At 60.6% G+C, this 401-nt stretch carries 1 protein-coding gene; it reads right to left on the bottom strand.

The genetic code is table 11. From position 1 onward, the window contains the following. Positions 1 to 121: 121 nt before the first annotated feature. Positions 122 to 401, bottom strand: a 280-nt coding sequence (locus AC1DCY_RS27805; protein ID WP_477356039.1) for a hypothetical protein, incomplete at its 5' end; no start/stop codon positions are given.

Genomic DNA, 401 nt, shown 5'->3' with positions numbered 1-401 from the left:
GTTCAGACATGAAGGGGCTCCGGAAAGTGGGCAATGCAACCAATCTGGAGCCGAGGCCATGGATTATCAAGGTGTGCAGGCGAGAGCAAAAAAAGGGCGACCTCAAGGTCGCCCATATTCATTACACCGAAACCTGCGCCCGCAAGCGCCGCCCGATGACGTCCAGCATGTCGCAGCCGTCGCGCAACGAAATGACCAGCGCCTGCGCAACCTCATGCAAGACGCTGGCGTCACCCTGGATGTCGTCGCGCAGGGCGAAGGTTTCCAGCAGTTGGGTGGCGCTGCGGATGCGGTAGGCCGCTGTTTCGTGCAGCACGTCGAGCGGGGCTTCAGTGTCGATCAGCAGGGAAGGGACGTTGCAGTCCAGGCCGGTAATGGGCATGTATCGAGACATGGGGAAC

The organism is Lysinibacillus sp. 10T31 (genome assembly GCF_056394365.1).
This window is presented reverse-complemented; position numbering and strand designations above follow the sequence as displayed.